The sequence below is a fragment of the Streptomyces sp. NPDC127117 genome (assembly GCF_042677325.1).
Taxonomy (GTDB): domain Bacteria; phylum Actinomycetota; class Actinomycetes; order Streptomycetales; family Streptomycetaceae; genus Streptomyces.
Map to the genome: position 1 here is coordinate 25,923 of NZ_JBHXTM010000056.1, position 20,452 is coordinate 46,374.

Here is a 20,452-nt window from a genome sequence, read left to right on the forward strand (position 1 = left end):
CGGTGCGGGCCCTCTGCACATTCCCGCAGCCCACACGCCGTTTCGATGACCGTTGACGCAGCTCGACCACCGCTGATAAACCTTCGCTTCACCAGCTGGCGAACCACAGATCAACCCGCCTTCTCCGTGCGAGTCATGACGCGAGGTCCCTGACCATGGTCGAAAGAGTTCCACCGCCCTCTGCCCAGCCACGCTCACGTCTGCGTGTTCTCCTGGCCTCCGGTGCCGCCGCGCTGGCGCTGGCCGCCGGATCCGTCGTCCCGGGCGTGCCGCTCGGTGCCGCGCCGCAGCAGGCGCAGGCCGCCGACAGCGGAAAGTCGACACTGACCGTCGCCGTCGCACAGAGCGTCGACTCCCTGAGCCCGTTCCTGGCCCAGAAGCTGATGAGCACCAGCATCACGCGGCTCATGTACGACTTCCTCACCAACTACGACACCAAGGACAACCACGCGATCCCCGGCCTCGCCACCAAGTGGGAGCCGTCCGCGGACAAGCTGACCTGGACGTACACCATCCGGCCCGACTCCAAGTGGTCGGACGGGCAGCAGGCCACCGCCGAGGACGCGGCCTGGACGTTCAACAAGATGATGACCGACGAGGCCGCCGCGCAGGCCAACGGCAACTTCGTCGCGAACTTCAAGAAGGTGACGGCTCCCAGCCCCACGCAGCTGGTCATCGAGCTCAAGGAGCCGCAGGCCACCATGGCGGCACTCGATGTGCCGATAGTGCCGAAGCACGTCTGGGAGAAGGTCGGTGACTTCTCCAAGTTCAACAACGACAAGGCGTTCCCGGTCGTCGGCAACGGGCCGTTCATCCTGACCGACTACAAGGTCGACCAGTATGTGAAGCTCAAGGCCAACAAGGACTTCTGGCGCGGCAAGCCGAAGTTCGACGAGCTGGTCTTCAAGACGTACAAGGACCAGGACGCCGCGGTCGCCGCGCTCCGCAAGGGCGAGGTCTCCTTCGTCGCCGGCTCCCCCGCGCTGACGCCCGCTCAGGCCGCCTCGCTCAAGGGCGAGAAGAACATCAAGGTCAACGAGGGTCCGGGCCGCCGCTTCTTCGCGCTGGCCACCAACCCGGGCGCGCAGACCAAGGACGGCAAGAAGTTCGGCGACGGCAACAAGGCCCTTCTCGACCAGAAGGTGCGCCAGGCCCTCTTCCTGTCCATCGACCGCAAGACCATCATCGACAAGGTCTTCCAGGGGCACGCCGTCGAGGGCCAGGGCTACATCCCGCCGCGCTTCTCCGCGTACCACTGGCAGCCGACCGCAGAACAGAGCCTGGCGTACGACCCGGCCAAGGCGGCCAAGCTGCTCGACGAGGCGGGCTACAGGCTCAAGGGCGACCAGCGGGTCGGCAAGGACGGCAAGCCGCTAGACCTGCGCATCCTCTGCCACGCGACGGACCCGAACGACAAGGCGATCGGCAAGTACCTCAAGGAGTGGTGGGGCAAGCTCGGCATCGGCCTGAAGGTCGACTGCCTCGACGACGTCTCGGTGCCCTGGTACGCCGGTGAGTACGACCTCGCCTTCGACGGCTGGTCCGTCAACCCGGACCCCGACTTCGTGCTCGGCATCCACACCTGTGCCGCGCTGCCTGCCAAGGCGAAGGACAGCGCCACCACCGACAACTTCATCTGCGACAAGAAGTACGACGAGCTGTACAAGAAGCAGCTCGCCGAGTACGACCCGGCCAAGCGTGCCGGAATCGTCAATGAGATGCAGTCGTGGCTGTACGACTCCGGGTACATGAGCGTCATCGCGTACCCGAACGCGGTCGAGGCGTACCGCACCGACCAGATCAAGTCGATCACCACCATGCCCGAGGCGGCCGGCAACATCTACGGCCAGGACGGTTACTGGAGCTGGTGGTCGGCGGCTCCCGCTTCCGGCGACAGTTCGGACAGCTCCGGCGGGTCGGGCTCGACCGGCGTCGTCATCGGCATCATCGTGGTGGTCGTGGTGCTCGCCGGCGGCGGGCTGTTCATCGCGAAGCGGCGCCGCAACACTGCGGACGACCGCGAGTAATCACTCGGACGGGATGAGAGGGGCCGGCCGGGGAACATGCGCGTCGTCGGCCGGCCCCTCCACGTGCAGCACGAGTAACGAGAGTTCCCCATGACAGCTGACAGCACTCCGGCGCTCGTGCAGATCGCGGACGCGGACACCGAGGGCCCGGCTCCGGCCGGCCCGTCGGCCGCCCGCGGTCCACGGGCGCGCAACACCAAGGCCTATCTCCAATACGTGGCGGCCAAGATCGCGGGAGCAGCGGTCTCGCTGTTCGCGGTCCTGGTCACCAGCTTCTTCCTCTTCCGGCTCATTCCCAGCGACCCGGTGAAGCAGATGACGGGCGGCCGGCCCGTCTCCCAGGAGCAACTCGCTTCACTACGGCGTCAGTTCGGCCTCGACCAGCCGATGTGGCAGCAGTTCACGACGTATGTCGGCGACGCCCTCACGGGCGACTTCGGCACCTCGTTCCAGTTCCACGCTCCGGTCATCGACAAGATCACCGAGGCGCTCCCGGCGACCCTGCTCCTCACCGGCACGTCGTACGTCCTGTACACCGCGCTCGGCATCTGGCTCGGCACCCGTACCGCCTGGCGTAACGGTTCAGCGAGCGACCGCTTCAACACCGCGTTCGCGCTGACGCTCTACTCGGTGCCGTCGTTCTGGCTGGGCCTGCTCCTGATCATCGTCTTCTCGGTGGGGATCGGCCCGATCCCGGGGATGTTCCCGACGGGCGGCCTGGAGTCGGGCAACGAGACCGGCTTCGCCTACATCCTCGACGTGGCGCACCATCTGGTCCTGCCGGTGATCACACTGGTCGCGGTCGGATACGCGCAGACGCTGCTGGTGATGCGTTCCTCGCTGCTCGACGAGATGGGCAGCGACTATCTGACGACGGCCCGCGCGAAGGGGCTGCGGGACGACGTCGTGCGCCGCAAGCACGCCGTGCCGAACGCGGTGCTGCCGACCTTCACCCTGATGTTCGTGAACCTCGGGCATGTGGTCGCCGGACAGATCCTGGTCGAGACGGTGTTCTCCTGGCCAGGTCTCGGCGGCCTCTTCTACCAGGGGCTCAGCGTGCCCGATCTCCCGCTCGTGCAAGGGCTGTTCTTCGTCTTCGCCACCGCGGTGATCCTGGCGAACACCCTTGCCGATGTGCTCTATCCGCTGCTCGATCCCCGGGTGGGCCGATGACGACCGAATCCATGCCCACTCCCACGCCCACGAAGGCGGAGACCGCGCAGAATCCGCGTGCGCTGGCCCGCGCGCGCAAGCGCCGGTCCATGGCCCGCTTCTGGCGGGAGTACCGCAGCCACCGGAGCGGACTGTGGGGTCTGGCCGCGCTCGTCCTGATCGCGCTGGTCGCCCTGTTCGCGCCGCAGCTCGTCGGCGCCGACTCACAGAGCGTCACCGGTGCCCCCGGCGGCGCACTGGAGGCGCCCAGCGGTGAATTCCCGTTGGGCACCGACCAGTTCGGGCGCAGCGTGCTGGCGCTGCTGGTGTGGGGCACCCGGGTCTCGTTGACGGTCGGCCTGCTCGCGGCGTTCCTGTGCGTCGCCATCGGTACGGTCGTCGGCATCGTCGCGGGCCACTTCCACGGCTGGTACTCGACGGTCCTGATGCGGATCACCGACTGGTTCCTGGTGATGCCGACCCTGGTCCTCGCGATCGCGCTCGCCACGGTGATGGACCGCTCGATGTGGACGGTCATCATCGCGATCGGGGTGACCACCTGGCCGACCACGGCCCGGCTGGTCCGGGCCCAGACGCTCGCCGTGGAGTCCCGCCCGTACATCGAACGGGCCCGTGCGCTGGGCGGCGGCCACGGACACATCATGGTCCGGCACGTGCTGCCGAACGTGATGCCGCTGGTGCTCGCGCAGACCACACTGGTGATCTCCAGCGCGATCCTCACCGAGGCCACCCTGGCCTTCCTCGGCCTCAGCGACCCGACCACCACCTCCTGGGGCGGCATGCTCCAGGACGCCCGCGAGGCGGGCGCGGTCAGTGCGGGCGACTGGTGGTACCTGGCACCGCCCGGCCTCGCCATCGCCCTGGTGGCGCTGTCGTTCACGCTGTGCGGCCGCGCCATCGAGTCCGTCCTCAATCCCAAGCTGGGGGTGGCCCGTTGAGCACGACGAGCATCCTGAAGACACCGCTTCTGGACGTACGGGACCTCACGGTGACGTACGCCGGCGGAGCACAGGCCGTCCGTGGCGTGAACCTCTCCGTCGACGCCGGGCAGAAGCTCGGCATCGCCGGTGAGTCGGGCTGCGGGAAGTCGACGCTGGCGCTCGCGCTGCTGCGGCTGCTGCCCGCCGGTACGAAGGTGTCCGGCCAGATCCTGCTGAACGGCGAGGACGTCCTCACCATGAAGTGGGGGCAGGTCCGGGCGGTGCGCTGGGCGGGGGCGTCGATCGTCTTCCAGGGTGCGATGCACTCGCTCAACGCGGTGCACCGCATCGGGGACCAGATCGCTGAACCGATCCTGCTGCACAGAAAGGCGACGCAGGCCGGGGCCGCGAAGAGGGCCGGCGAGCTGCTGGAGCAGGTGGGGCTGCCCGCCGCCCGCGCCTCCGCCTATCCGCACGAGCTCTCCGGCGGGCAGCGGCAGCGCGTGATGATCGCGATGGCGCTCGCCTGCGACCCGGGGCTGATCATCGCGGACGAGCCGACCACGGCCCTCGATGTGATGATCCAGGCCCAGATCCTGCGGCTGATCGAGCAGCTGGTGTCCGAGCAGGACCTCGGCCTGATCATGATCAGCCATGACCTCGCGGTGCTCTCGGACACCTGCGACCGGCTCGCGGTGATGTACGCGGGCCGGGTCGTCGAGGAGGGCCCGGCGTCCGAGGTCTACGAGAACGCGCACCACCCGTACGGCAAGGCCCTGTCCGGCGCGTTTCCGCGCATCGGCGACCCGGCCTCCCGGTTCGCGCCCCGCGGGCTGCCCGGCGATCCGCCGGACCCGTCGGCGCTGCCCGGCGGCTGCACCTTCCACCCGCGCTGCCCGGTGGCCCTGGACTCCTGCGCGAGCGAGGACCAGGAGCTGCGGGACTCGGGGCCGCTGCGGCGGGCCGCCTGTGTGCTGGTGGAGCCGGGGCCGGCCGCGGTGCCGGCCCTGCCCGGCGCCGAGGAAGCAAGGAGCACACCATGACACCCACCACTCCCCTGCTCAGCGCTCAGGGGCTGCACGTCACCTTCCCCGGCCGGCACGGGGCCGCCCCGGCGCGCGCCGTGGACAGCGTCGACCTGGACATCCGGCCCGGCGAGATCGTCGCGCTGGTCGGCGAGTCCGGCTGCGGCAAGACGACGCTGGCCCGTTCGCTGCTGGGCCTGGTCCCGCCGACGTCCGGGCAGGTCACCTTCGGCGGCAAACCGCTCGACTACGCGAGCCGGGCCCTGAAGGCGTACCGCAAGCGGGTCCAGCTGGTGCTCCAGGACCCCAGTGGTTCGCTCAACCCGAGGCACACGGTGTACGACGCCGTCGCCGAGGGCCTGCGGATCCACGGGTACGCGGGGGACGAGCGGGCGGCGGTCACCGAGGCGCTGTCGCGGGCCGGTCTGCGGCCGCCGGAACGGTTCTTCCTGCGGTATCCGCACGAGCTGTCCGGCGGTCAGCGCCAGCGGGTCGTGATCGCGGGCGCGCTCGTGCTGGAGCCGGAGCTGATCGTGGCCGACGAGCCGGTGGCCTCGCTGGACGCCTCGGTGCGCGGCGAGATCCTGGCGCTGCTGCTGCGGCTGCGCGACGAGCTGGGCCTGTCCGCACTGGTGGTCACACACGATCTCGGCCTGGCGTGGAACATCGCGGACCGGGTCGCGGTGATGTACCTGGGGCGGATCGTGGAGACGGGCAAGGTGGAGGAGATACTGACGGCTCCTCAACATCCGTACACCCAGGCGCTGTTGTCGGTGCTGCCGGAGTCCGGGGCCGAGCCGGTGGTCCTGACCGGTGAGCCGCCGGACCCGTCCAGGGTGCCGTCCGGCTGCCGGTTCCACGCCCGCTGCCAGGTGCTGGCCTCGGGCGAGGCGGAACGGGCGGGTGTCGCGGACGCCTGCCGTACGAAGGATCTGCCGGTGCTCGCGGGCGGCGGGGAGACGCAGGTGGCGTGCCACTGGGCGGTCGAGGCCGCGAAGGCACGGGCCTAGTACGGCATCGAAGCGAAGACGCGGGGCCGGAACCGCCTTGACGGTTCCGGCCCCGCGTCGTCCCGTACGGGAAGGGGTTCAGCCGCGCTCGTACGCGGAGACCAGCTCGCTGCACCGCTTCACATCGGCGGCCATCGCGACGAGCAGATCGTCGATCGAGTCGAACTTCAGCATCCCGCGTACGTACGCGAGGAAGTCCACCGCGACATGGAGCCCGTACAGGTCGAGGCCGACGCGGTCGATCGCGTACGCCTCCACCGTCCGCTCCGTGCCGTCGAACTGCGGGTTGGTGCCGACCGAGATCGCGGCGGGCATCGCCTCGCCGTTCACGTTCAGCCAGCCCGCGTAGACGCCGTCGGCGGGGATCGCGGTGTGCGGCAGGGTCTCCACGTTGGCCGTGGGGAAGCCGAGCTCACGGCCGCGCTGCGCACCGCGGACCACGATGCCTTCGACCCGGTGCGGCCGGCCCAGGATCTCGGCGGCGCCCGCGACATCGCCCTCGGCCACCAGCCGCCGGGTGAGGGTGGAGGAGAACGGCTCGCCGCCGCCCGCCTCGCCGCTCACATAGAGGTCGATGACCTCGACACGGTAGTCGTAGGTCTCACCGAACTCGGTGAGCAGCTGTACGTTGCCGGCCGCCCTGTGGCCGAAGCGGAAGTTCGGCCCTTCGATGACCAGCTGCGCGTGCAGCTTGTCGACGAGCACCTTCACGATGAAGTCGGCCGGCGCCAGCTTCGAGAACTCGGTGGTGAACGGGAGGATGAGCACCGCGTCCACTCCCAGCTCCGCCATCAGCTCGGCACGCCGGTGGTGCGGGGCGAGCAGCGGCGGGTGGCTGCCGGGCCGTACGACCTCGCTGGGGTGCGGGTCGAAGGTCACCACGACCGACGGCACGCCCAGCTCGCGGGCGCGCTCCACGGCCCGGCCGATGATCAGCTGGTGTCCGCGGTGCACCCCGTCATAGGAGCCGATGGTGACGACGCTGCGTCCCCAGTCCTGGGGGATGTCCTCCAAGCCACGCCAGCGCTGCACTCTGACCGCTCCTCGCCCGAACCTGTGTACGTGGGTTTGTCTCTTACGCAGGTCTAAGACTGCCATGCTCACGCCGCGCGGCCTGCATCGGCATCGTCTTCGGGCTTCCCAGCGCCTTCACCGTCCGCTGTGCGCCGGGGCCGACGAGCGTCTCCCATTCCTGTGGGGCGTCGGCCAGCCACCCGGTGACCAGGGCGGCGAATCCGGGCACGTCACGGGCGAGCTCGACCAGCCTGCGGTCGAAGCGGACCGCGCCCTCGGGGGTCCGGACCAGCAGCGTCCCGGTGCGGTGGACCAGGGCACGGGTGCGGGCCGGGGCGCGCCCGCCGGAGCCGGTCGCGGCGGCCCGCAGCAGCGCGTCGAGCACCGCCGGATCCCGGTGGGCGTCCTGCTCGAAGTCCAGCAGGACCTCCAGCAGCTGTTCCCGCAGCGGTGCGGAGGCGGGGCTCCCCGGCGCGGCGAGCACCCCGGCGAGCGCACCGCGTACCGGCGGCGGCACGGGGCGGTCCCGCAGCAGCCCGGTGAGCAGCGGCAGCAGCAGGGCGCGGGCGGCGGGGCCGCGCTCCAGCCTCCGGTCGAGGTAAGAGGCCGCGTGCACGGCGTCGTCGGGGTGGCTGTCGATGTAGGCGCGCACCAGTCCGGCCGCGTGCAGGGCGAGCGCGGGGGCGTCGGTCCCGGCGAGCGCGCACAGCGCCTCGCCCGCCCCGTCGTCGGGCCGGGTGAGCCGTTCCCGGTACGCGGCGAGCACGGGCTCCGGATGGGAGGGCAGGGCGACGGCGAGCGCCTCGGCGGACGGCGCGGGCCCACCCGCGACGAAGGCCCGGAGCGTCTGCGGAAGGTAGCGGCCCCTGGTCTCCGGATCCTGTACGAGGAGGGTGAGCGCGGCCCCGTGCAGGGCGGCGTCCGCCGGGCGGGCCAGCAGGGCGAGGGCCGATCCGCGCAGCAGCGCACGGTCGGCGTCGAGGGTGGCGTGAGCGGCGGTGACCAGGGCGTACGAGGCGGCGGCGGTGCGGCGGGCGCTCCGGTCCTCGTCGTGGGCCCAGCGGTGGACGGCCCGGCAGAGCGCGGAGGGCTCGTCCTCGGCCAGCGCGCCGAGCAGCTCCTCGGCCCTGGGGTGGAGAGTCGAGACGAGTGCGTCGGTGAGATCGTCGACGGCCAGGTCCCGGCGGGCGTAGAGGAGCGCCTGGGCGGCGGCCGCCACGGTCGGCCGGAGCGCGTCCCCGTCCCCGGCGGGGAGCGGCCGCTCGTCGGTGAACCAGTCGCAGAGCAGTGGCTGCACGGTACGGGGCCGGTCCACGAGCCGTCGCGCCACGGCGTCCAGGAACCGCTCGCCGCCGTCGCCGCGGGTCTCGCCGCGGTGCGGGCCGTCGGCGGGGACGAGCCGCCGGAACAGATCGATCCGGTCCTTCTCGGACAGCCTGAGCCGCCGCCAGAACCACGGCCCGAACGCGGCGTACGTCCCCGGGCCCCCCGGGGAGCCCGTGGCCGCCCGGCGTACCACCCGCCCGGCCAGGAGCCGCAGTACGCCCAGATACGGGCGGGCGTCCGGCACCCGGAGCAGGGTCTCGGAGAGCAGCCGTACCGCCCACCAGCGGGCATCGTGCCCCGGCGCCCCGTCATGGCCGGGGGCGGCCTCCCGGACCGTGGCGACCTCCGCCGCGCCCTCCCCCGGATCCGCCCGCGCCGACAGCCGGTCCAGCGCCTCGATCAGATCGGCCAGCTGGTGGGAGAGCGCGGCGGGGCCCCTGCGGCGGCCCAGGAGCAGCAGCGCCTGGATCACCGGGCCGATACGGTGGCGGGGTACGGGCAGGGTGCGCGGCCCGGTCGCCGCCGCCTCCGGCAGTGCTGCGCGGCCCGGCCCCGGCCGCCTGGGACGCGGGACACGGTGTTCGGCCGCCGCCCCCGGCAGTTTGTTCCGCTCCTCCGGCGCATGCCACCGGTGGACCAGGGCGTGCAGCGCCGCGTCCACGTCCAGGTGGGCGCCCTGCACCCAGTCCCCCAGCTCCTCGTGTGCGAAGCGGTATCCGGCGCCCGCCGGGACGAGCAGGCCCTCGGTGAGGACGGCCGACGCCCAGCCCGTGCGCCAGGGGAAGACCTCCTCGAACGCCTCCCGGCCCAGCTCCCCCTGCCCGGGGCCCAGACAGCGCCGCGCCGCCTCGTGGACCTGCCCCGCCACCCGCGCGGCCAGCCTGCGGACCGCACCACCCCCCGGTGCCGGGCCCGACGCCGCCGCGATCCGCACCGCGATGCGCAGACACATCAGGTCCAGGTGGGCGGCGAAGACCTCCTCGGTGTCGGGCTGCCCGGCGACGTCCCCGGGCAGTGCGGCGCGCACCTCCGCGAGCAGACGCAGGGTGAGCGGGTGCCGGTCGTGGCCGGGGGCGAGCGCTCCGGGCGGGATGGCGTACCGCTCGGCGGCCTGCGCTGCCTGGCCCGCGGTGAGGTCGCCGAGGCGGACCGCCAGGGGCAGCCGCCCGGCCGGCCTGGCGGGGCGGTGCAGCGCGTCGGGCGGGCAGAGCGCACCGGTGCTCTCCCAGAACTCGGGACCGCAGGCGACCACCAGCCGCGCCCCGTTGTCCCGCAGCCATTCGACGGTGGCGGCGGTCCACCGGGCCGACCCGTGGGCCAGCGCGGGAGGCATCTCCTCGGGGCCGTCCAGCAGAACGAGCAGCGGGCTCCCGGACTCCTCGGCCAGCCGGGCCACCCGCTCGGGGCCGGCGGTCGACATGTCGCCCCCGGCTCCGGCGGCGGTGACGATCCGTCCGGCCCGGCGCAGCGCGCGGGCGACGGCGTCGGCCACCGAGGTGTCGTCGGCCAGCAGATCGGCGCCGCGCAGCCAGAGGGTGGGGGCGGGCACCGGGCCACGCGCCCGGCGTGCGGTGAGCGCGGCCAGTTCGGTGGTGCGGCCGGTGCCCGGCGCTCCGACGAGGGCGAGGACGACGGCGGGGCCGTCCGGCGTGGACGTGGGCCGGTCCGGGCCCGCGAAGGCGGCGAACTCCGCGCTGATGTCCGGGCGTTCGACCGGATCGGACGGGGCTTCGGGGCCGCCCGCCGAGCCGAGCGAGGTCGCGGTGAGGTGCAGGGCGCCCGCGAGATTCAGGTCGCGTCCGTACCCGGGAACGCTTGTCGCGTTGCGCCGCAGCAGTGCGTCGAGCGGGCCGCCGGTGCCCGCCGCCCGGAGCGGCACGGCGAACCCCGCGCTCTCGTGCCCGGCACGCAGCGCGCTGCCCAGCACGGCGATGACCGCGCCGCTCGCCGGATCGAGGACGGGCCCGCCGACGGCCGTACCGCCGAGCCGCAGCGCGTCCCTGCCGTCCGTGCCGAGCGCCAGCTCCAGTGCCGCGTCGATCCGGTGGCAGCGGCCGTTCGCGGTGTACGTCACGGGGGCGGTGCCGAGCACCCGGGCCTCGCGCCAGCCGTGCGCGGCGATCGTCACATACGTACCGGGGTCGATCCGGTCCCGCAGGGCGATCGGGGCGGGCTCCACGCCCAGCCCGGCGGGGCTCCCGGGGTGCAGCAGGGCGAGGTCCAGCTCCGGCAGCGCGGTGATGCCGGCGGCCTCGACGGTGCGGCTGCGGCCGCCCGCTCCGTGCAGGACGAGCCGGGTGGCGCCGTCGACGGCCTCGTGGCTGGTCAGTACCGTGCCCCGGTCGTCCGCGACGAACCCGGTCCCCCGCGGCCGACCGGCCGAATCGCAGATACGTACCAGCGCTGCCCGGTCCCCGCTTGCCATGGTCCGAACGTTAGGTCCGATGATCAGCGCCCGTACCGCCCGACGTGAAAGCGCCCCCGAATACACCCCTGATTCACTCCGAGCGCCTGCCCATTGGGGTGAATTGCTGGCGTCCGGTGGACAGAACATGTGGGGGACCGTGGAGCGGGCGCAGGGATCTGCCCCGCCCGCTCCACGATGAGGTCACCGGTCAGGCGAAGACGGCGAGGCTCTTGGCCTTGCCCTTCTGCTCCTCCACCAGGACCAGGAAGCGCCCGTCGGGCCCGAAGACGCCGACCGGTCCCGGCGGGAAGGCCGGCATGTCCAGCCGTACGCCGTTCAGCAGCAGCTTGGCGCGCTTCTCGTCCACGTCCCAGCGGGGGAACGCCGAGGCCGCGGCCTCGGCCACCGGCATCACGGTCAGCTCCTCCTGATGCTGGTCGAGCGTCCGCGCCGCGTCCAGGCCGTAGGGCCCGACCCGGGTGCGGCGCAGCGCGGTCAGATGACCGCCCACGCCGAGTCCGGCGCCCAGGTCGCGGGCGATCGCGCGGATGTACGTACCCGAGGAGCAGACGACCGAGACGACCAGGTCGACGACCGGGGTGCCGTCCTCGGCGGTCTCCTGGCGGACGTCGTAGACGTTGAAGGACGAGATCGTCACCGGCCGGGCCGGGATCTCGAACTCCTCGCCGCCGCGCACCCGCGCGTAGGACCGCTTGCCGTCGATCTTGATGGCGCTGACCTTGGACGGTACCTGCATGATCGGTCCGGTCAGGGCCGCGACGCCCGCGTCGATGCCGTCACGGGTCACCCCGGAGGCGTCGGTGGACGAGGTGATCTCGCCCTCCGCGTCGTCCGTGATGGTGTCCTGGCCGAGCCGGATCGTGCCGAGGTACTCCTTCTCGGTCAGTGCGAGATGGCCCAGCAGCTTGGTGGCCTTCTCGACACCGAGCACGAGAACCCCCGTCGCCATCGGGTCCAGGGTGCCGGCGTGGCCGACCCGGCGGGTCCGGGCGATGCCGCGCATCTTGGCGACGACGTCGTGCGAAGTGAAGCCGGACGGCTTGTCGACGATGACAAGGCCGTCCGGCGTTTTCTGCGGTGTCATTCGGAGGCGGTGTCCTCGTCGTTCTCGTCATCCGCCTTGCGGTACGGATCGGCACCACCGGCGTACGTGGCGCCCGAGGACGCCTCGCGCACCCGTGCGTCCGAGGCACGCGCCCGGTCGAGGAGGTCCTCGATGGCCTTGGCGTTGCCCGGCAGGGCGTCCGCCACGAAGGCCAGCGTGGGCGTGAACTTCGTCCCCGCCGCCGCTCCGACCGCCGACCGCAGGATGCCCTTGGCGCTCTCCAGACCGGCCGCGGCGCTCGCCCGCTCCTCGTCGTCGCCGTAGACCGTGTAGAAGACCGTGGCCTCCCGCAGGTCACCGGTGACCCGGGTGTCCGTGATCGTCACGTGCGTACCCAGACGCGGGTCCTTGATACCGCGCTGCAGTTTCTCGGCGACCACCTCCTGGATGAGGTCCGCCAGCTTTTTCGCCCGCGCGTTGTCGGCCACTGGTCCGTCTCCTTCTTCGCCTTGCTCAATCGTCTTCGTCGCTGTGCAGCCGCCGTCGTACGGACAGCAGCTCCACTTCCGGCCGTGCGGCCACCAGTCGCTCGCACCGGTCCAGAACATCTGTGAGGTGTCCGGTGTCCCCGGAGACCACGGCAAGGCCGATCTCGGCCCTGCGATGGAGATCCTGACCGCCCACCTCCGCCGCGCTCACCGCGTATTTCCGCTGGAGCTCGGCGACGATCGGACGGACGACGGAGCGCTTCTCCTTCAACGACCGTACGTCGCCGAGAAGCAGATCGAAGGACAGTGTCCCCACATACATGTATGTCCGGATGTCCCGCCGGTTCGGGTTCGCGCCCTGCCAGTGCTTGGCAGGGACACCAGAACCGTACACGGAACGGCCGGGGCCGATCGACGGAAATACGACCCGTCGACCGGCCCCGACTGTTGAGGAGAGGTCCGGGGGTGCCCCCCGGAATCCCCCGTGGATCAGCCTCGCGGCTTCTCGCGCATCTCGTACGTCGCGATGACGTCGTCGATCTTGATGTCGTTGAAGTTTCCGAGGTTGATACCGCCCTCGAAGCCTTCGCGGATCTCGGTGACGTCGTCCTTGAAGCGGCGCAGACCGGAGATGTTGAGGTTCTCCGCGATGACCTTGCCATCGCGCAGCAGGCGCGCCTTGGTGTTGCGCTTGACCTCGCCGGAGCGGACCAGCACACCGGCGATGTTGCCCAGCTTGGACGAGCGGAAGATCTCGCGGATCTCCGCCGTACCGAGCTCGACCTCTTCGTACTCCGGCTTGAGCATGCCCTTGAGGGCCGCCTCGATCTCCTCGATGGCCTGGTAGATCACCGAGTAGTAGCGGACGTCGACGCCCTCGCGCTCCGCCATCTGCTGGGCACGCCCGGCAGCGCGGACGTTGAAGCCGATGACGATGGCGTCGGAGCCGGTCGCCAGGTCGATGTCCGACTCGGTGACCGCACCCACACCGCGGTGCAGGACCCGGATGTCGACCTCGTCGCCGACGTCGAGCTGGAGCAGCGAGGACTCAAGAGCCTCCACCGAACCGGACGCGTCGCCCTTGATGATGAGGTTGAGCTCCTGGACCAGACCGGCCTTGAGCGCCTCGTCCAGGTTCTCCAGGGAGAACCGGACACCCTTGCGGGCGAAGTTGGCGTTGCGCTCACGGGCGGCACGCTTCTCGGCGATCTGACGGGCCGTACGGTCCTCGTCGACCACCAGGAAGTTGTCGCCGGCACCCGGGACGTTGGTGAGACCGAGCACGAGGACGGGGGTCGACGGACCCGCTTCCTCGACGTTGTTGCCGTTGTCGTCGAGCATCGCCCGGACTCGGCCGTACGCGTCGCCGACCACCATCGTGTCGCCGATGCGCAGCGTTCCGCGCTGGACGAGGACGGTGGAGACGGCACCGCGGCCGCGGTCGAGGTGGGACTCGATCGCAATACCCTGCGCGTCCTGCTCGGGGTTGGCCCGCAGGTCGAGCGAGGCGTCGGCGGTGAGGACGACGGCCTCCAGCAGTGCCTCGATGTTGAGGCCCTGCTTGGCGGAGATGTCGACGAACATCGTGTCGCCGCCGTACTCCTCGGCCACCAGACCGAACTCGGTGAGCTGACCGCGCACCTTGGTCGGGTCGGCACCCTCGACGTCGATCTTGTTGACCGCGACCACGATCGGCACCTCGGCCGCCTTGGCGTGGTTCAGCGCCTCGATCGTCTGGGGCATCACACCGTCGTTCGCCGCCACCACGAGGATCGCGATGTCGGTGGACTTCGCACCGCGGGCACGCATGGCGGTGAACGCCTCGTGACCCGGGGTGTCGATGAAGGTGATCCGGCGGTCCTCGCCGTTGACCTCGGAGGAGACCTGGTAGGCACCGATGTGCTGGGTGATGCCACCGGCCTCGCCCGCGACGACGTTCGTCTTGCGGATCGCGTCCAGCAGTCGGGTCTTACCGTGGTCGACGTGACCCATGACGGTCACGACCGGCGGACGGGAGACCAGGGCCTCTTCGCCGCCCTCGTCCTCGCCGAACTCGATGTCGAAGGACTCCAGCAGCTCGCGGTCCTCCTCCTCGGGGCTGACGATCTCAAGGACGTAGTTCATCTCGTCCGCGAGCAGCCTGAGGGTGTCGTCGGAGACGGACTGCGTCGCCGTGACCATCTCGCCGAGGTTCATCATCACGGCGACGAGCGACGCCGGGTTGGCGTTGATCTTCTCCGCGAAGTCGGTGAGGGAGGCACCGCGCGACAGACGGACGGACTGCCCGTTGCCGCGAGGCAGCATGACGCCGCCCACCGACGGGGCCTGCATGGCCTCGTACTCCTGGCGCCTCTGCCGCTTCGACTTGCGACCACGACGCGCGGGACCGCCGGGGCGGCCGAACGCACCCTGTGTGCCACCACGGCCACCGGGGCCGCCGGGACGTCCACCGAAGCCGGGACGACCGCCGAAGCCGCCGCCACCGCCGGGACGACCCGCACCGCCACCGCCGCCACCGGGACGACCGGCGAAACCGCCGCCACCGCCACCGGGACCGGCCGGACGGCCGGCGAAGCCACCGCCGCCGGGACGGCCTGCGCCGCCACCGCCGGGACGACCGCCGCCACCGGGACCACGGCCACCGCCGGGGCCACCACCGGGACGCGGGCCGGCAGCGGGACGCTGCGGCATCATGCCCGGGTTCGGACGGTTACCACCCGGGGCACCGCCCGGACGGGGAGCCTGCGGACGGGGCATGCCGCCCGGAGTCGGACGGGCGCCGCCCTGACCCTGGGGCCGCGGAGCACCACCGGGGCCGCCCTGCGGACGCGGGGCGCCCGGACGGTCCTGGCCGCCACCGGGACGCGGGGCGCCGCCGGGACGGGGCGCCTGCGGACGGGCCATGCCCGTCGAGCCGCCGGAGGTGTAGGGGTTGTTGCCCGGACGGGGACCGGCCGGACGGGCGCCGCCGGGGCGCGGGGCACCCTGGCCGGCGGGACGCGCGGGGCGGTCGCCGCCGCGCTCGCCACCGCGGCCGCCGTCGCGCTGACCGCCGCCCGGGGCCGGACGGCCACCGGTCGGACGGGGCCCGGGGGTGGCACCCGTGGGGCGCGGGGCCTGCTGCTGCGGGGCAGCGGGCTGGGCCGGAGCCGGAGCCGAGAACTCGGCGGCGGGCACCGGGGTCACCGGAGCGGGCTTGGGCGCGGGCTTCGGGCCCGGACGCGGGCCGGCAGACGGCGCGGAAGGCGCTGCGGGGGTGCTGCTCGCCGGGGCGGCGGGGGCCGGCTTGGGGGCCGGGGCGCCGGGCTTCGGGGCAGCGGGACGTGCCGCAGCGGCCGGGGAGGGCGCTGCGGGCTTTGCGGGCGTCGCCTTGCGGGGCGCGCCAGGCTTTGCAGCGGACTTGCCGGCGTTGCCGCCGGGCCCCTGCAGTGCGTCAGTCAACTTGCGTACAACCGGCGCCTCGATCGTCGAGGACGCCGAACGGACGAATTCACCGAGTTCTTGGAGCTTGGCCATGACGACCTTGCTCTCGACGCCGAACTCCTTGGCGAGTTCGTATACCCGGACCTTAGCCACTTCGCTCCTTTTAGGTCCGGGTTACCGCCGGACCGTCGCTACTTCATGGGCGTACTCATCGCGTACTCATCGAGTGCTCATCGCAATCTCGACCTACTTCCAACTCGCGAGGTACCTGACCGCACGGGGGCCCGTGCCGTTCATTTCTTACGGTGTCACCCGCTCGACGAACCGCTGCACTGCGGCGGGGTCGAACGGCCCCTTGGCCTTGAAGGCCCGGGGGAAGGCCCGGCGGCGAACCGCCAGGTCCAGACAGACGGAGGCGGGGTGTACATATGCACCCCGGCCGGGCAGCGTACCGCGAGGATCAGGGACGCAGGCGTCCCCGTCCGCGACGATGCGCAGCAGCTCGCTCTTGGCCGCCCGCTCCCGGCATCCCACACAGGTTCGCTCAGGGCAAGCGCGGGCGTGCGTCCGGCCAGACACAGCTAAGTCTACCTCCCCGCACCGACCTCACCCCTTTGGGGCAAAAATCGAACGGATGTTGTCGTGATCTCAGCGGCATTGCCACTGAGAAATATTCCCGACGGCGCCGGTTCAGCGCCGCTCGGACCGCTCGCGGGCCCGTTCGGCCCGCTCCCGGTCGGCGACGTCGCGTTCGGCGTCGGTCTCGGTGTCCGGGCGGATGTCGATGCGCCAGCCGGTGAGACGGGCGGCGAGGCGGGCATTCTGCCCCTCCTTGCCGATCGCCAACGACAGCTGGTAGTCCGGCACGGTGACCCGGGCGGACCGGGCGCCGAGGTCGACGACCTCGACCTCGCTCACCCGTGCGGGCGACAGCGCGTTGGCCACCATCTCGGCCGGGTCGTCCGACCAGTCCACGATGTCGATCTTCTCGCCGTGCAGCTCGGCCATGACATTGCGCACCCGGCCGCCCATCGGGCCGATGCAGGCGCCCTTGGCGTTCAGCCCGGAGCGGGTCGAGCGGACCGCGATCTTGGTGCGGTGACCGGCCTCGCGGGCGATGGCGCAGATCTCGACGGAACCGTCGGCGATCTCCGGCACCTCCAGCGCGAAGAGCTTCTTCACGAGGTTGGGGTGGGTCCGCGACAGCGTCACGGACGGGCCCCGCACGCCCTTGGCGACCCGTACGACATAGGTGCGCAGCCGCAGGCCGTGGGTGTACTCCTCGCCCGGGACCTGCTCCTGCACCGGCAGGATCGCTTCCAGCTTGCCGATGTCGACCAGGACGTTCTTCGGGTCCTTGCCCTGCTGGACGACGCCGGTGACGACATCGCCCTCGTGGCCCGCGTACTCACCGAACGTCTTGTCGTCCTCGGCGTCGCGCAGCCGCTGCAGGATGACCTGCTTGGCGGTGGTCGCGGCGATCCGGCCGAACCCGGACGGGGTGTCGTCGAACTCCTTGGGCTCCTGGCCCTCTTCCAGGTCGGCCGGGTCCTCCTTCGCCCACACCGTCACATGGCCGCGCTCGTCGAGCTTCACTCGCGCGCGGCGCTGGCTTCCGTCGGTACGGTGGTAGGCGATGAGGAGGGCCGACTCGATCGCCTCGACGAGCACGTCGAAGGGGATCTCCTTGTCCTGTGCCAAGCCCTTCAAGAGCTTCACGTCGATGTCCACGGCTACGCCTCCTCTTCCTTCTTGTCCTTGCGGCTGAATTCGATCTCCACGCGCGCCTTGGCGATCTCGTCGAAGGCGACCCGGCGGGACGTGGGCTTGCGGCCCTTGACGCCCGGCACTTCGAGGTCGAGTCCTTCTTCGTCCACGGCGAGGATGCGGGCCACCAGCTCGCCGCCCTCGCGCAGATGCAGCTTGGCCAGGCGGCCCGTGGCACGTACGTAGTGGCGGTGCTCCGTCAGCGGACGGTCGGCACCGGGGGAACTGACTTCGAGGACGTACTCGTCGTCGCCCATCGCGTCGGTCTCGTCGAGCTTCTCGGAGATCGCGCGGCTCAGCTCGGCGCAGGCGTCCAGCTCGACGCCCTCTTCGGAGTCCACGATGATCCGCAGCACGCGGCGGCGGCCGGCCCGGGACACCTCGATCTCTTCGAGATCCAGCTGTTCGGCGCTGACGAGCGGTTCGAGCAGCCCGCGCAGCCTCTCGCTCTGGGTGGTGCTCATCCGGGTGACTCCTCGGCCGCGTGTGCTGTTGTGGGGATCGTCGCGTGTCAGGTCAAAGGGTATCCGGTCCCGAGGGGTGTTGCCGTCCGCCGGCTCCGCGGCCGCAGGTACGCTCGCCTGCGGTGATCACTTCAGGACAGATCCAGTCAAGTCAGGGCTAGGGTCTTCCGTTTTGATCAGGCCGGATCAGGGAGCGGGGTCCGGTGCCGTGGATCGCAGGGCGGAGGAGGGAGTCATGGCAGAGCCATGGCGAGTGACGACAACGCCGCGAGGCGCGGCACCGGGGCACGCAAGCCCGGCATGATCCGGACGAAAGACCCTAGGCCCGAAGGAGAACAGGTGCGGCGCACGGGGACGACGCGCAGAGGTGTGTTCGGCGCGACGGGAGCGATCGCCCTGGGGGCGGTGCTGGCCGGCTGCGGTGACGGGCCCGGACGCGGGAAGGAGACCGGCCGGACCGGGGCAGCGACCGCGGCCGAGCAGGCCTCGGTGGCACGGGCCGAGAAGAAGATCCGGGCGACGGCCGCGCGGACCAGTCTGGAACTGCTCGGCGGGTACGAGCACGTGGTCAGGGCCCATCCGGCGACCGAGGCGGGGCTCGCGCCGCTGCGGGACGCCGTGCGCGCCCACGCGAAGGCGCTGGCCCCCGACGGGGCGCAGGCGCTCGCCTTCACGCGGACGCGCGCGACCGACGCCCGGTCCGCCGTCAAGGAACTGGCCGCGGCGGAGCGCCGTGCCGCGGACGCGCATCTGGCGGCCCTGATGGAGGCCCCGCCGGAGCTGGCCCGACTGCTGGCGTCGATCGCGGCGGCGGGCGCTGCCCACGCCTATCTGCTGACCGAACTGGCCAAGGAGACCTCGTCATGAGCGCCGCGACACGAAAGGCCGCACAGGCGGCCCTGGCCGCCGAACACGCGGCGGTGTACGGGTACGGGGTGGTCGGCGGCCGGGTCGCCGAGGGCCGCCGGGCCGAGGCGACGGCGGCCCACCACGCGCACCGGGCCCGGCGCGACGCGCTGACGCGGACCGTGCGCGGACTGGGCGGTGAGCCGGTGGCGGCACAGGCCGCGTACGCTCTGCCGTTCGCAGTGCCGGACCCGGCCGCGGCGGTGCGGCTGGCGGCCGTGCTGGAGAACCGGGTCGCGGGCGTGTACTCCGATCTCGTACGGGCCGCCGAGGGGCCGCTCAGGCGGGAGGCCGCCGACGCGCTGCGGGAGGCCGCGGTGCGCGCGGTCCGCTGGCGGGGCGGCGGCGTAGCCTTTCCCGGGCTCGCCGAGCGGGCCTCCGAAGGCAACGGCGCGAACGCCGGGGCCGCCGCGAAGAGCGGGGCCGGTGGGACGAACAGGTCCGGTGGGACGCACTGAAAGAGCTCTGAAAGGGAACAAGGCACGTATGGGTTTCGAACCGCCGCAGCGTCTGGTGCGGGCGCTGGGCGAGTCGCACGGGGACGAAGGCGCCGCCGACTGGCTCGCGCGGCTTCCCGCACTGACCGAGGAAGCGCTGTCCGCCACCGGGCAGAACACGACCGTGGAGCGGGTCGCCGCCCCGGGGGGCCGCAGCAGTCTGGTCCTGTTGGTGACCAGCGCCGACGGCACCCCGGCCGCGCTGAAGATCGCGCCGCCCGGGGCCGCTCCCGAGCTGGAGCGGGCGGCGCTGGCCCACTGGAACGGCTGGGGCGCGGTGCAGCTCATCGCATCCGGACCCGGCGCACTGCTGCTGGAGCGGCTGCACCCCGAGGTGTCGCTGCGTTCGCTGCCGGAGGCGAAGGCGCTGCTGGAGGCGGCGGGGACGGTGCGCCGGCTGTGGGTCGAGCCGCCGGCCGGGCACGGTTTCGAGACGGTCGCCGAACGGACCGGGCGCCGCATCGAGCCGATGCGGGCGAGCGCGGCGGCCGACCCGGGCCTGGAGCCGCTGGTCTCCGCGGCGCTCGCGGCACGCGAGGAGCTGGTCGCCCACTCCCCCGAACTCCTGCTGCTGCACGGCAACTTCCGGCAGAGCAAGGTACTGGCCGGGGAGCGGGTGCCGTGGCTGACGGTCGGCCCGGAGCCGCTGGTGGGTGAACGTGCCTACGATCTGGCGCGGCTGGTGCGCGACCGGGTCGAGGATCTGATCGCCTCGCCCGGCGGCGCGGTGACGGCCCGCCGCCGGGTCAAGAAGCTGGCCGATTCGCTGGACGTGGACCGGGAGCGGCTGCACGGCTGGACACTGTTCCGTGCGGTGGAGTCGGGAACCCGGGCACTGGCGGTCGGCCGCCGCCAGGAGGGCGAGCTGACGCTGGAGTTCGCGAGCTGGCTCTGAGACGACGGATGGCCGCAGGCCCCCCACGCGGTGCGTGGGGGGCC

General features: G+C 72.0%; 17 protein-coding genes. 8 read left to right on the forward strand and 9 right to left on the reverse strand.

The window, feature by feature from the left end; translation table 11 throughout:
• Positions 1 to 155: 155 nt before the first annotated feature.
• From ACFVH0_RS33625 to ACFVH0_RS33645, 5 genes are all read left to right on the forward strand, one after another.
• Positions 156 to 2,027 (forward strand): ABC transporter substrate-binding protein, encoded by a 1,872-nt coding sequence (locus ACFVH0_RS33625; protein ID WP_385826444.1) that lies wholly within the window; start codon positions 156 to 158, stop codon positions 2,025 to 2,027.
• 90 nt (positions 2,028 to 2,117) lie between these two features.
• Entirely contained in the window at positions 2,118 to 3,200 is a 1,083-nt protein-coding gene (locus tag ACFVH0_RS33630) for an ABC transporter permease (RefSeq protein ID WP_385826446.1), read from the forward strand.
• Positions 3,197 to 4,138: an ABC transporter permease gene (locus ACFVH0_RS33635; protein WP_385826448.1), complete on the forward strand. Its 942-nt coding sequence runs from the start codon at positions 3,197 to 3,199 to the stop codon at positions 4,136 to 4,138. Before ACFVH0_RS33630 ends, ACFVH0_RS33635 begins: the two co-directional genes overlap by 4 nt.
• The gene (locus ACFVH0_RS33640; RefSeq protein ID WP_385826450.1) at positions 4,135 to 5,163 is read left to right on the forward strand and encodes an ABC transporter ATP-binding protein; all 1,029 of its coding nucleotides are present in this window, start codon (positions 4,135 to 4,137) and stop codon (positions 5,161 to 5,163) included. The genes ACFVH0_RS33635 and ACFVH0_RS33640 overlap by 4 nt, the downstream gene beginning before the upstream one ends.
• Entirely contained in the window at positions 5,160 to 6,155 is a 996-nt protein-coding gene (locus ACFVH0_RS33645) for an ABC transporter ATP-binding protein (protein WP_385826453.1), read from the forward strand. The genes ACFVH0_RS33640 and ACFVH0_RS33645 overlap by 4 nt, the downstream gene beginning before the upstream one ends.
• Before the next feature lie 78 nt (positions 6,156 to 6,233).
• On the opposite strand, the gene ACFVH0_RS33650 is transcribed toward ACFVH0_RS33645, so the two are convergent.
• The 9 genes from ACFVH0_RS33650 to rimP all read right to left on the reverse strand — a co-directional run bounded on the left by ACFVH0_RS33650 (position 6,234) and on the right by rimP (position 18,110).
• Positions 6,234 to 7,187 carry a bifunctional riboflavin kinase/FAD synthetase gene (locus tag ACFVH0_RS33650; protein WP_385826455.1) on the reverse strand — a complete coding sequence of 318 codons (954 nt, stop codon included), beginning with the start codon at positions 7,185 to 7,187 and terminating at the stop codon, positions 6,234 to 6,236.
• 43 nt (positions 7,188 to 7,230) lie between these two features.
• The gene (locus tag ACFVH0_RS33655; protein WP_385826457.1) at positions 7,231 to 10,920 is read right to left on the reverse strand and encodes a trypsin-like peptidase domain-containing protein; all 3,690 of its coding nucleotides are present in this window, start codon (positions 10,918 to 10,920) and stop codon (positions 7,231 to 7,233) included.
• Positions 10,921 to 11,110: 190 nt separating this feature from the next.
• On the reverse strand, positions 11,111 to 12,007 hold the full coding sequence (gene truB / locus ACFVH0_RS33660) for a tRNA pseudouridine(55) synthase TruB (RefSeq protein WP_385826459.1): 897 nt from the start codon (positions 12,005 to 12,007) through the stop codon (positions 11,111 to 11,113).
• Positions 12,004 to 12,456 carry a 30S ribosome-binding factor RbfA gene (rbfA, locus tag ACFVH0_RS33665; protein ID WP_124716079.1) on the reverse strand — a complete coding sequence of 151 codons (453 nt, stop codon included), beginning with the start codon at positions 12,454 to 12,456 and terminating at the stop codon, positions 12,004 to 12,006. The genes truB and rbfA overlap by 4 nt, the downstream gene beginning before the upstream one ends.
• A 25-nt stretch (positions 12,457 to 12,481) precedes the next feature.
• The gene (locus tag ACFVH0_RS33670; RefSeq protein WP_072489324.1) at positions 12,482 to 12,778 is read right to left on the reverse strand and encodes a DUF503 domain-containing protein; all 297 of its coding nucleotides are present in this window, start codon (positions 12,776 to 12,778) and stop codon (positions 12,482 to 12,484) included.
• A gap of 167 nt (positions 12,779 to 12,945) precedes the next feature.
• The gene (infB, locus tag ACFVH0_RS33675; RefSeq protein WP_385826461.1) at positions 12,946 to 16,032 is read right to left on the reverse strand and encodes a translation initiation factor IF-2; all 3,087 of its coding nucleotides are present in this window, start codon (positions 16,030 to 16,032) and stop codon (positions 12,946 to 12,948) included.
• A 147-nt stretch (positions 16,033 to 16,179) separates the two neighbouring features.
• Entirely contained in the window at positions 16,180 to 16,458 is a 279-nt protein-coding gene (locus ACFVH0_RS33680) for a YlxR family protein (protein WP_072489326.1), read from the reverse strand.
• Positions 16,459 to 16,569: 111 nt separating this feature from the next.
• Positions 16,570 to 17,610 (reverse strand): transcription termination factor NusA, encoded by a 1,041-nt coding sequence (gene nusA, locus ACFVH0_RS33685; RefSeq protein WP_385826463.1) that lies wholly within the window; start codon positions 17,608 to 17,610, stop codon positions 16,570 to 16,572.
• A 2-nt stretch (positions 17,611 to 17,612) separates the two neighbouring features.
• A complete protein-coding gene (rimP, locus tag ACFVH0_RS33690; RefSeq protein WP_124716081.1) occupies positions 17,613 to 18,110 on the reverse strand; it encodes a ribosome maturation factor RimP in 498 nt (165 codons plus the stop codon).
• A gap of 339 nt (positions 18,111 to 18,449) precedes the next feature.
• Between rimP and ACFVH0_RS33695 the strand changes: the two genes are divergently transcribed.
• The 3 genes from ACFVH0_RS33695 to ACFVH0_RS33705 are packed head-to-tail and all read left to right on the forward strand — an operon-like array spanning position 18,450 to position 20,408.
• Positions 18,450 to 18,977, forward strand: a complete 528-nt coding sequence (locus ACFVH0_RS33695) for a hypothetical protein (RefSeq protein WP_385826465.1) — start codon at positions 18,450 to 18,452, stop codon at positions 18,975 to 18,977.
• Positions 18,974 to 19,474 carry a ferritin-like domain-containing protein gene (locus ACFVH0_RS33700; RefSeq protein ID WP_385826467.1) on the forward strand — a complete coding sequence of 167 codons (501 nt, stop codon included), beginning with the start codon at positions 18,974 to 18,976 and terminating at the stop codon, positions 19,472 to 19,474. The genes ACFVH0_RS33695 and ACFVH0_RS33700 overlap by 4 nt, the downstream gene beginning before the upstream one ends.
• A 28-nt stretch (positions 19,475 to 19,502) precedes the next feature.
• Positions 19,503 to 20,408, forward strand: coding sequence for an aminoglycoside phosphotransferase family protein (locus tag ACFVH0_RS33705; RefSeq protein ID WP_385826469.1), 906 nt, complete (start codon positions 19,503 to 19,505; stop codon positions 20,406 to 20,408).
• The last annotated feature ends 44 nt before the right edge of the window (positions 20,409 to 20,452 follow it).

Coding starts and splice junctions, on each gene's coding strand:
- rimP (WP_124716081.1), bottom strand. CDS start 18,110: ATGAGCACCACCCAGAGCGAGAGGCTGCGCGGGCTGCTCGAACCGCTC.
- truB (WP_385826459.1), bottom strand. CDS start 12,007: ATGACACCGCAGAAAACGCCGGACGGCCTTGTCATCGTCGACAAGCCG.
- ACFVH0_RS33635 (WP_385826448.1), top strand. CDS start 3,197: ATGACGACCGAATCCATGCCCACTCCCACGCCCACGAAGGCGGAGACC.
- ACFVH0_RS33705 (WP_385826469.1), top strand. CDS start 19,503: ATGGGTTTCGAACCGCCGCAGCGTCTGGTGCGGGCGCTGGGCGAGTCG.
- ACFVH0_RS33670 (WP_072489324.1), bottom strand. CDS start 12,778: ATGTATGTGGGGACACTGTCCTTCGATCTGCTTCTCGGCGACGTACGG.
- ACFVH0_RS33655 (WP_385826457.1), bottom strand. CDS start 10,920: ATGGCAAGCGGGGACCGGGCAGCGCTGGTACGTATCTGCGATTCGGCC.
- ACFVH0_RS33645 (WP_385826453.1), top strand. CDS start 5,160: ATGACACCCACCACTCCCCTGCTCAGCGCTCAGGGGCTGCACGTCACC.
- ACFVH0_RS33700 (WP_385826467.1), top strand. CDS start 18,974: ATGAGCGCCGCGACACGAAAGGCCGCACAGGCGGCCCTGGCCGCCGAA.
- ACFVH0_RS33625 (WP_385826444.1), top strand. CDS start 156: ATGGTCGAAAGAGTTCCACCGCCCTCTGCCCAGCCACGCTCACGTCTG.
- ACFVH0_RS33630 (WP_385826446.1), top strand. CDS start 2,118: ATGACAGCTGACAGCACTCCGGCGCTCGTGCAGATCGCGGACGCGGAC.